The organism is Streptomyces hundungensis (genome assembly GCF_003627815.1).
Lineage (GTDB): Bacteria > Actinomycetota > Actinomycetes > Streptomycetales > Streptomycetaceae > Streptomyces > Streptomyces hundungensis_A.
The window spans coordinates 8,158,128-8,168,385 of the sequence record NZ_CP032698.1; the positions used below are offsets into that span (position 1 = coordinate 8,158,128).

The 10,258-nt window shown below is 67.5% G+C and carries 5 protein-coding genes and 1 pseudogene; 3 read left to right on the plus strand and 3 right to left on the minus strand.

Features of this window, described 5'->3' with window-relative positions; genetic code table 11:
• The first annotated feature begins 26 nt into the window (after positions 1 to 26).
• Positions 27 to 930: pseudogene (locus DWB77_RS39685) on the plus strand (IS5 family transposase).
• Positions 931 to 978: 48 nt separating this feature from the next.
• Here the strand turns inward: DWB77_RS39685 and DWB77_RS36370 are convergent.
• Positions 979 to 1,266, minus strand: a complete 288-nt coding sequence (locus DWB77_RS36370; RefSeq protein ID WP_162952707.1) for a hypothetical protein — start codon at positions 1,264 to 1,266, stop codon at positions 979 to 981.
• A gap of 366 nt (positions 1,267 to 1,632) precedes the next feature.
• On the opposite strand from DWB77_RS36370, the gene DWB77_RS36375 reads away from it, so the two are divergent.
• Positions 1,633 to 2,121: an RICIN domain-containing protein gene (locus DWB77_RS36375; protein ID WP_162952708.1), complete on the plus strand. Its 489-nt coding sequence runs from the start codon at positions 1,633 to 1,635 to the stop codon at positions 2,119 to 2,121.
• 538 nt (positions 2,122 to 2,659) lie between these two features.
• On the opposite strand, the gene DWB77_RS36380 is transcribed toward DWB77_RS36375, so the two are convergent.
• Positions 2,660 to 3,079: a hypothetical protein gene (locus DWB77_RS36380; RefSeq protein ID WP_120726926.1), complete on the minus strand. Its 420-nt coding sequence runs from the start codon at positions 3,077 to 3,079 to the stop codon at positions 2,660 to 2,662.
• An 8-nt stretch (positions 3,080 to 3,087) separates the two neighbouring features.
• Positions 3,088 to 9,366 (minus strand): FG-GAP-like repeat-containing protein, encoded by a 6,279-nt coding sequence (locus DWB77_RS36385; protein ID WP_120726927.1) that lies wholly within the window; start codon positions 9,364 to 9,366, stop codon positions 3,088 to 3,090.
• 649 nt (positions 9,367 to 10,015) lie between these two features.
• Between DWB77_RS36385 and DWB77_RS36390 the strand changes: the two genes are divergently transcribed.
• On the plus strand, positions 10,016 to 10,234 hold the full coding sequence (locus DWB77_RS36390) for an MbtH family protein (protein ID WP_120726928.1): 219 nt from the start codon (positions 10,016 to 10,018) through the stop codon (positions 10,232 to 10,234).
• Positions 10,235 to 10,258 lie beyond the last annotated feature (24 nt).

Below are 10,258 nucleotides of genomic sequence, written 5' to 3' on the forward strand. Positions count from 1 at the left end.
GGCTGGTGAGCGGTGATGATCGCGGTGTGGGGCGTGGGGATCTCTCGGATGAGCAGTGGTCGGTATTGGAGTCGGTTTTGCCCGCGGCGGGTGTAAGCCGTAGGTCGGGGAACCGGCGGAGGCTGGTGGATGGGGTTCGGTGGCGGGTGCGGACGTGCACCATGGCGGGACGTTCCGCCCGAGTACGGTCCTTGGCAGACGGTGTACGGCTTGCTCCCAAGGTGGCAGCGTGAGGGGGTGTGGGCGCGGGCGTTGGCGCTGTTGCAGGCGCGGGCGGATGCGGCGGGACTGATCGTCTGGGAGGTCAGCGTCGACTCGACGGTGTGCCGGGCTCATCAGCACGCGGCCGGTGCGCGGCGGGACGGCGCCGGGCAGGAGGAGCCGCCGGTCGGGGTGGTCGGCGAGCCGGCCGATCACGGGCTGGGTAGGTCGAGGGGCGGGTTCAGCACGAAGATCCACCTGTCGTGTGAGCAGGGCCAGAAGCCGCTGTCGTGTCGGTGACGGCGGGTCAGCGGGGGGACAGTCCGCTGTTCGTGCCGGTGCTGGAGGCGATCCGGGTGCCGCGGCTGGGTGCGCGGGAGGCCGCGGCGGACTCCGGTGCGGGTGCGGGCGGACAAGGCGTATTCGTGGGCGGTCAACCGTGCCCATCTGCGCATGCGGGGGATCCGGTGCACGATCGCCGAGCCATCTGACCAGAACCGTAACCGACGACGGCAGGGCCGCTCGGGTGGTCGGCCGCCGGTCTTCGACCATGCGGACTACCGGGCCCGGCACGCGGTGGAGTGCGGGATCGGCCGCCGGAAGCAGCACCGGGCGGTCGCCACGCGCTTCGAGAAGCTGGTCTGCCGGTTCGAGGCGACGGTCAGGTCGCGGCGGTACAGCAGTAGCTCTGACGGGTGCCAAGCGCCAGGTGTTCCCGCCCGGAGCTGACGGACCGACAGCCCACGACCGGGGCCGGGGTGCTGTCGGCCTGACCCGTCACTGCCCGCGATGGGGCAGCCCCAGAGCGATCGGGGACTGCAACCGGTAGTACTGGCCGTCGTGGGAAGAGCCGTCCGGACTCGTCTCCGCCGGCGGCGGAGGGAACCCGACCCCCACCACAGGGGCCGATCCGGTCATGAGGGAGCGCGGAGCGATCACCTCCTCCCCGTCGATCACCACCTCGTCATCGAGACCTTGCTCGGCCGCTGCCTGAGACAGAACCTCCGCGATCTCTTCCACGCTCTGATCGTCGCAAGGGACGATGTGGACCACGTCATCATTCACGATGCTCTCCAACTGCCGGGGGCACCGAGGCGGTACCCAGCCCATAGTCGCCAGCGCATCGCTCCCGGCCGTCCTCGGCAGCGCCAGAGAGTCGTCGCTTCACCCATATGAGTGCCGCCGAGTCCCCACACAGGAACCTGAAACACGCCCCAGGACTTGTCCGGCCGACCAGGTGACTCCTTCGGGTCCAGGGCGTCGACGCAAACAGGGGGCGGGGTGCTCCGAGTGATGCCGAGTAGGAACGGCTGCGGCGCCGGATTGACCCCGAAGCTCAGATCTTGACAAGAAGCTGTCAAGGACATTTCAAGATCGATATCTTCCTTCCATCTGTTTCACGCAACACTCACACGGGGGAGTCCCATCCGCATGAACAAGCATCGCTTTGCTCAACTCGCGATGGTCGCTACGGCCGTGCCCGCCGTGTTCGTAGCGAACTCGGGAGTCGCTTCGGCGGCGGGCGGCCAGCAGGCGTACTGGAAGAACGTCGCGACGGGGAAGTGCCTGACGTACCGGGCTGGTATCAACCAGCCGACCAGGGATGTTGAGACGAGCACTCCTTGCAGCAGGACCCCGGTGTCGAGCTATCGCTGGCTCGAAGAGCAGGCGTCGGACGGCACTTGGGCCATGCGTACCGAGGACGGCCGGTGCCTGACCAGCTACGGCTCCGCTGTCTACCTGGAGGACTGCTCCGCCGACGTCAACGCGACCAACTGGTACCAGCGGTGGTGGGAGGTGTCCTCCTCCAGGGGGTGGAAGCTCAAGAGCCGCATGTCCGGGTTGTACCTCGACAGCAACAGCGACGGCGGCGTCTACACCCACACGGAGAACGACGGCAACTACCAGCTCTGGAAGTAACTCGAGCGCGCGCTCGCTCCCGGGGATGAGAGAGCCTTGATCAGCTATGAGTTGGTAGCTGTGCTGATCCGGGGGCGAGCAACCAGCACGCACCCAGCAGCAGCCGCAAGACGTCATCAGGCATGGGTCGACGTCGAGTGCCGCACCGTTGCCAACTAGCCCGGCGCCCGCATCGGCATCGACGTCCACCCCGTCCGTCGCACTCCGGGTGCCGGGGGATTCGCGATCGTCCCGGGAGGCCGGATCATCCAACGCAGCAGCGGCTGGCTCATGCGCCACCGGCGTCGTCGCCCGCCCCTGTGAAGCGATGATCGACCTCATGACCGCAGCATCGCCAACGAAGGCCCCAGTTGCCGCGGAACTCAGGAGGAGCCGGCGGCTGCACTGCCCACGCCCAGAGACGGGAGTGGGCAGTGACCGTGTGGCGGCAGGTTCTGGCCGCGCTCAACGACACCACGGTCGACCAAGCCCGACCGTGAAACCGTCGTGCCCCTCGGGGCGGCCCGGCTCGCTCGCCACCGAGCTAGCGCCTCACCTGCTATTCCAGCACCGTAAGTTCATCACCTGTTCCAAGGCCGGCCTTGCGGACCGCCGCCCCGCAAAACTCCTCAGGGGGGCAGTAGCCGTGCTCCAGGACGTAGTGCAGGACCAGGGTGGGCGCCGCATACACAACCCCTTCCGCTCCTTCTACGTGCACTTCGGCTGAACCAAGAAACAGCTCCTTAGTGCCGTCTTCTCCACCAAGGAGAGACGGTGCGAGCGCCTGGCAGAACTCGCATTGGTGGTAGCCACGCATCTGATTCTCGGGGTGAGCACAGAGAATCTTCAGTGCGGCCACGACGACGTCCGCCACCAGTCCCTTCGGGTACTCGTGCTGACCTGAGAGCCAACCGACATTGACCATGTCTCGGTCGGATGGCTCGTAGACGTAGGGCGACAGGTCCGGGTAGTAGGTCATGGTTCCTCCTAGCGCCTAGGGTCACAGTGTTCACGGCAGATTGCGATGTGGACCGGGCCCATGTTCGGCTTGAGGACATCGCTGAGCAGGGTGTCCTTGCTCACGGTGATGGAGCCGGACATCATCTCCAGGTCGGCACCGGGCTTCACCGTGTAGTTGGGCAGCGATTTCCCGGGCCCAACGATCTCCGTCGGCTTCACCTTCTCGCCCTTCTCGATGGCCAGGCCGACCGATTGGCGGAGCCGAACTCCGTCCTCGACGTAGAAGTATCCCCATGTCCCGCTCGGCATCGTGGTGTCGCCTGTGCCGCGCACGTACACGCCGTGGCCGGCGATGACCGCCTGCCCGTCCGGCCGTCCTCCGGGGATCCTCTTGCCTGCTGGGCCAACTCCCTTGCCGACCGTGGGGGTGTCGTGCCCGCGCACTGGGGGCCGCACGGCGTCACGCTGCCAGCCACGGAGTCCGCTGAGCCCCGTAACGGCGATCTGGCCGGTCAGGTCCGCCGCGACCTTGCTGTAGACGTCGTAGAGCGCCTCGCACCCCTGGTCGCGGAACATCTCCGCCGCCCGGTAGAGCCGGTAGGCAGGGCGGATGGGCAGGTACTTGTCGAGGAAGCCGCCGGCACCTCCGTTCTTGCCGGTGAAGGCGTCGTAGATGTCGCCGACGAACTCGAAGGGCATCTTGAGACCCTGGACGAAGCCCTTGCCGAACTCCTTGAGCCCCTCGCCGAAGGACTCGACGTGGTCGTCATTGGGGTCGTCGGGGGTCCGCCCGGTGGGGTCCGTGTACTGGGTCGGGGAGTTGTTGGCGTAGGCGTACGCCGAGATGTAGGGGGTGCCGGCCGGGAGGGGCGCCGGATCGGCGGCTGTGAGGCGTCCGGTGCTGGGGTCGTAGTTGCGGGCGCGGAGGTAGTAGCCGGCGCTGTTGGTGGTGGGCTCGGTGTACGCGCCGGTGTAGGTGAAGGGGTTGGGTGGCGGGTTAGCGGCCACGTCTGTCTTGGTGGCCTCGCCGAACGCGGAGTAGGTGTAGCGGGTGCGTTGGGCGCCGGCGGTGTCCGTCACGTCGGTGACGGAGCCGATCTGGTCGTGGTGGAGGTAGTAGCCGCTGCCTCCCACCGTCTCGGTCTGGGGCTGTCCGAGGGGGTTGTACTGGTACTCGGCGGTCATCGCGCCGCTCGCGTCGTACTCGGCGCCGATCGTGGCGAGCGGGCCGTTGGGGTCCCAGGAGGTGGTGCGGAGCGCCGTGGTGCCCTTGGACGCCTTGGTCCGGTAGCCGTTCGCGTCGTAGGCGAAGGTGAAGGTGTCGGCGCCGGCGGTGACCGACGTCAGCTGGTTCTTGGCGTCATAGCCGAAGGTGTTGACCCCGTCCGAGGTCTGGTTGCCGTCCGCGTCGTAGGCGAAGGTGCGGTTGGTCGACCCGGCGGCCGTCGCGGTGAGCTGATCGGCACCGTCGTACGAGTATGTGGTGGTGGTGCCGCCCTTGGCCTGGGTCTTGCGGTTGCCCACGGAGTCGTAGGTGTACGTGGTGGCATCCGCGACGTCGGGGCAGGACGCAGCTTGCGCGGTGGACGCGCAATCCGTGAGGAGCCGATCAGCGCTGTCGTAGGTGTAGTACTGGTAGCTCGGGGCCTGTCCTGCCCGGGTGACCGCGGTCCTGGTGGTGCGACCCGCGTCGTCGAGGGTGAGCTGCCATCCCGCGAGGGCGCTGCCGGCCTTGCTGTTGGTGACGGAGGTCAGGCGGCCTGCGTTGTCATAGGCACGGTCCTCGACGTGGCCGTTGGCAGCCGGAAGGGTGCTGCTGGTGAGGTGGTTCGCGGGGTCGTAGGCATAGGCGAGAGTGCCGGCTGATCCCGACTGGCTCGTGCGCCGACCGTCCGCGTCGTATCCGTAGGTGACCTTGGTGCCGGTGGAGGGGCCGGTCGCGACGGCGGCGCCCGTCAGCACGCCCTTGCCGTCCCCGTTCCACTTGCGCAGGCGGTTGCCGGTGTCCGGCGCGACGACGCCCTGCGTGGTGGTGGAGCCGAAGCGGCCCACGCTGGGTGTGCCGTAGGACGTCCAGTCGTCCGGTTGCAGGACGTAGGCGCCGAATCCGCCCGTTCCGCTGCCCGGATAGAAACGCAGTCGGTGGTTGGCCGTGTCAACGGCGAGGAAGTCCGGCTTCCCGTCGTTGTTGAATTCTCCGGGTACGAGTTGCATCGCACCCCAGCCGCCTCCGAGGTCGGCACGGCTGCCGAGGCCTCCCGACCCGTTGCCGGGGTACAGGTACAGGTGGCCGTCGGAGGGGTCGATGGCCAGAACGTCGAGTTTGCCGTCGCCATTGAACTCGATCGGTATCAATCGGTAGTTGGCCCAGCCCTGTCCGAGGTCTACGCGTGAGCCGAAGCCTCCGCCACCGCTCCCGGGATAGAAATAGAGGTGGTTGGCGGTGGCGCTGACGGCCAGGAAATCCTGCTTGCCGTCCTTGTTGAAGTCACCCTGGACGAGAGTCATCGGTCCCCAGCCGGCACCGAGGTCGTACGGCGCGGCGAAGCCGCCCTTGCCGTCGCCGTCGTAGCGCAGGAGATGGCCGGTCACCTTGTCGATGGCGAGGAGGTCGAGCTTGCCGTCGCCGGTGTATTCCACGGTGAACATCTGCTGGAAGCCACTGCCCGAACCCGCGAGAGTGGCACCCGTCGCGAAGGTGCCGTCGGAGCGGCCGAGGAACGTGCGGATGCCGTTGGTGGCGTCGGCGCGGATGACGTCCGTGAATCCGTCGCCGTTGAGGTCCCCGGACGTCGTGCGGGTGGCGCCGCTCCAGTCGAGTTGCTGGGGCGCGGTGTAGTCGATGCCGCGGGAGGTCAGCTGTCCGGCGTCGTCGTAGGTGTAGCTGTACGCGCCCTTGCCCGCGCTCGGGGTCACGTTGGTGAGGCGCCCGGCGTCGTCGTACGCCAGAGTCCGGGTGCCCGTGGCGTCGGTGACCGTCTTGCGGCGGCCGAGGGCGTCGTAGGTAGCCGATACCTGGGGGGTCGGGTCGCCGTAGGAGACCGCGGTGGGCAGCCCCCGCGCGTCGATGGTTGATGTGGCGGTCACGCCGCGGGCGTTGGTGATCCGGTTCCGGTTGCCATCGGCGTCGTAGCCGAAGGTCTTCTGGCGGCCGAGTGGATCGGTGACGGAGGTCTGACGGCCCGCGTCGTCGTAGCCGTAGGTGGTGGTGCGCCCGTTGGGGTCCGTGCGTGTGGTGAGGTCGCCGGCCGTGTTGTAGGTGTAGTTGGTCGCGGCGCCGTCCGGACCGGTGACCTTGCTGATCCGTCCGAGTTCGTCGTAGTCGGTCTTGGTGGTCCGCCCCAGCTCGTCCGTCGCGGAAGCCGCACGGTTCGCCGAGTCGTACGTGGTACTGCTGGTCTTGCCCAGCGGGTTGGTTGCTTTGGTCTGGTTGCCCGTGGGGTCATAGGTGTAGGAGGTGGTGAATTGAGCCGGGTCCGCCCCTGTCGCGTTGCCGCGGGGTTCGACCTCGGAGGCCAGGCGGCCGTCGGCATCGTAGGACCAAGTGCCCTTGAAGCTCAGCGGACTTGTCTGGCTGGTGCGGTTGCCGTCCGCGTCGTAGCCGAACGAGGTGACCTTGCCGAGCGGGTCCGTGGAGGATGCGAGCAGCCCGGTGTCCGTGTAGGTGTGGCGGGTGACCTTGCCGAGCGGGTCTGTGGAGGTCAGGACGTTGTCGTTGCCGTCGTACGAGGTCCTCCTGACCTGCCCCAGGGCATTGGTGGTCGAAATTGCCCGGCCCAGCGCGTCGTACGCGGTGGTCGTCACGGCGCCTGACGGATCCGTCACCGTCGTCCGGTTGCCATTGGCGTCGTAGCCGTAACTCGCCGTGAAGGCGGCCGCGTTGGCTCCGGACACGTTGCCCCGCGGCGAGACCGTACTGATCAGCCGGTTCGCCTTGTCGTAGGCGTAGGTGGTCTTGTTGCCCAGGGCGTCCGTGGCCGAGGCGAGGTTGCCGTTGGCGTCGTAGGTGCGGGTCTGGGCCTTACCGGCCGGATCGGTCATGCCGGTGAGGTGGCCGGAGGAGTCGTACGTGTACGTGGTGGTGCGGTTCGCCGGGTCCTTCGCAGAGGTGAGCCGCCCCGCGGGGTCGTAGCCGTAGGCCGTCGTGTGTCCCAGTGGGTCCGTCACGGAGGTGAGCAGTCCGCGCTCGTCATAGCTGTAGGCCGTGGTGAAGGCGTTCGGGTCGGCGTTCGCGACGTTGCCCCGGGGGTCGGTGATCGCGGTGACCCGTCCGGCGTTGTCGTAGCGGAAGGTCGACTTCTCGCCGAGGGGGGTCGTGACCGAGGTGCGGTTGCCGGAGCCGTCGTAGGCGTAGCTCGTCGTGTTGCCCCGCGGTGTGGTGACGCTCGCCAGGGCGCCGAGGGGCGAATAGGTGTAGGTGACCTTGCCCCCGGCGGGGTCAGTGCTGGAGGTGACCCGGTTCGCCGTGTCGTAGACGTACGTCGAGGTCTTGCCTCTGCTGTCGGTGTGGCTGGCGATGTTGCCCGCGGTGTCGTAGGTCCAGCTCTCCGTCAGCGCGGCGGAGGAAGGGGACTTCCGCGTGGTCATGCGACCAGCGGCGTCGTAGGTCATCTCGGTGGTGTTGCCGGCCGCGTCCGTGATCGAGACGGGGTGCAGATTCCGGTCGTAGCTGTACGAGACCTTCTTGCCGTACGGATTGACGCTCTCCAGCAGGACATTGCCTGAGTACACGTCGGTCCACACGCCGCCGTTCGGATCGGTCGCGTGGGACTCCCGCTGATTCTCCCAGGTGAAGGTCGACACCTTGCCGGAACCGTCCGTCTGGGAGGCGACCCGGCCCGATGCGTCATAGGTGTTCGTGACCTTGCCGCCACCCCGCCCGGTGGCGGTGGCGACCCTCTTGTTCGCGTCGTAGGTGTAGGTGGCTTCCTTGCCGGCCTGATCCGTCACGGACGTGAGCAGCCCGCCGGTGTATCCGTAGCCGACCGACGTCCCGTCGGGCAGGGAGACCTCCGTCAACAGGCCTGCCGTGTCGAGCGTGAACAGCACGGTGCGTCCGGCGGCGTCCTTCACCGAGGCGAGACGGCCGGAGGAGTAGGCCAGCGTAAGGCCCTGTCCACTCCCGTCGGTGAGGGAGGTCAACTGGCCCGCTGTGCTGTATGTGCGCCGGGTACGGTCGGGACTCGTGACGGTGTACGTCGTCCCCGTCTTGGTGAGCTGGAGCGAGGATCCGCCCGGGCCGGCGTATGTTCCGCCCGCCTGCTCTTTGAACACCACCTGCGCGCCGTCAGCCTCGCGCAGTGTTGCCGTACTGCCTGCGGCGATCGTCAGCCTGGAGTCGAATGGAGTCGACCAGCCCCGGCCCAGGAGCCCGGCGTCGGCCGAGTTCGACCGGTAGGCCCGGTCCATGGAGAAGGGCGTGCCGACCCCGACGAGAGACGCGTCCGTGCTCCGGTCGTAGAACATGCCGGTGGCGGTGTTGACCGGATCCGCGCGGTACGCCTGCCCATAGCAACTGCACAGCCCGGCCTGCGTCCCAGGAATGTCCGGCGTGTAGAACGCCTCGACGAGGGGCGAGGTCGTGCCACCGGGGCTCGACGAACCGTCCGCGCCCATCAGGAAGATCCAGGCGTAGTACTTCTTGCCGTCCTGAAGGTGCCCGCCCAGCAGGGATGAACTCCACCAGAAGCACTGGTCAGCGGGGTACGCGTTCGACGCCCACCAGCCGTAGCACCAAGCCCCGTTCTCCAGGTACTTACCCGACGGGTCATCGGTCGCGCGCTTGATCTCCTGCTGGAGCACCGGGTTCTTCTGCTCGTCCATGACGTAGAGCCACAAGCCCGAAACGGACGACGCGGTGACGGATGAGAACTTCGTCTGTCCACCGATCGACAGCATTCCCGGATAGGCGCTCGCATAGGCGGAGACCCAGTCCGGGTTGGGCACCGCGGCCGCCGCACGCGACACCGAACCCGAAGTGGGCGCCGCAGCGGGACCGTTCTTCAGCGGCTTGTCCGGCTTGGGCGCCGGTACTGCGGGCAGCTTCGGTGCCTTGGGACGAACGAACTCGCGCATGGGCGAGTCGCTGCCTTGTGAGGCCTGCATCTGCGCCCTGCGCTGCGCCAAGGTCATTGCCTTGGGCGGCTTGGGCAAGTCCTTGTCGGTACGGATCGGCGCCGAGACAACCGCGCCCGGCGCGCCCCGGCCGGTCGTCGACCGTGCCCAAGCGGCGTCAGCGACCCCCACCGTGGTCAACAGTGCCGTGGTCAGGACGTAGACGATCCCGCGACGTGTGGATCTGAACATGGCTCACTTCACCCCCGTAGAAAACAGAGAGATCGTCTGTCACAGGCAGGCCGTGAGGTGTCACAACGGGAACGTGTGACCGAAACTTGTCGGTTGTCGTTCGGTGCCTCGTCCGCCACCAGCGGGTTCGCTGCCTGGCCGGGCACGAGTAAGCGCGTTGGCTGGAATCGGCAAGCGGGGGGAGTGTCCTTGCATCCGGGGCGAGGTTTGAGGAGGAGACCTCGCCGGGCAGGCGCCGGCATCGACCAGGACCTCCACGGCAGGACCAGCAGACGGGCCGGATCCGGTATCAGCGTGTCCACCGCCCGAGGGGGAGACTCCCCTTCCCCGCCCTCCTTGTCCTCGCCACCGCTCTGACCTGCTACAAGAAGCTCTCCACACTCACTATGTGAGACGCGGCCCCAAGTGCCCCTGGGCAATTGGACGTTGAGCGCTTCCCGCTCGCCGAATTCCTCTAAGGTGATTGGCGTGAACGCGTCGAGGGGGGGTACTGGTGGATCGGCAAACGGTGTGCCGTCAGTTCGCGGCTGTCTGGGGTTGGGGGCCTCGAGGGGGCTGAGGGATGTGGTAGGGCCGCTGGGCCGAGCCGCGTTGACGAGAACGGCATGCACTTTCCGAAGGTAGTCGAGAAAAGGTGGGGGAGTAGGTCATGACTAATCCTTTCGACGATGAGTCGGGGCGGTTCGTGACGTTGGTGAACGAGGAGGGCCAGTTCTCGCTCTGGCCGGCACACCTCGACATACCGGGTGGGTGGCGGGCCGACGGCCCGGAGGGGTCGCGTCAGGAGTGTCTGGACGCGATCGAGGGATCCTGGAGTGACATGAGGCCCGCCAGTCTGGTCCGGGCGATGGAGGCCGACGCCGGGTAGCGCTGCGGGGCCCCGACGCTTCCC

What these genes read in the sequence shown, in the direction of transcription:
- DWB77_RS36375 (WP_162952708.1), top strand. Translation starts at nt 1,633, where the DNA reads ATGAACAAGCATCGCTTTGCTCAACTCGCGATGGTCGCTACGGCCGTG.
- DWB77_RS36380 (WP_120726926.1), bottom strand. Translation starts at nt 3,079, where the DNA reads ATGACCTACTACCCGGACCTGTCGCCCTACGTCTACGAGCCATCCGAC.
- DWB77_RS36385 (WP_120726927.1), bottom strand. Translation starts at nt 9,366, where the DNA reads ATGTTCAGATCCACACGTCGCGGGATCGTCTACGTCCTGACCACGGCA.
- DWB77_RS36390 (WP_120726928.1), top strand. Translation starts at nt 10,016, where the DNA reads ATGACTAATCCTTTCGACGATGAGTCGGGGCGGTTCGTGACGTTGGTG.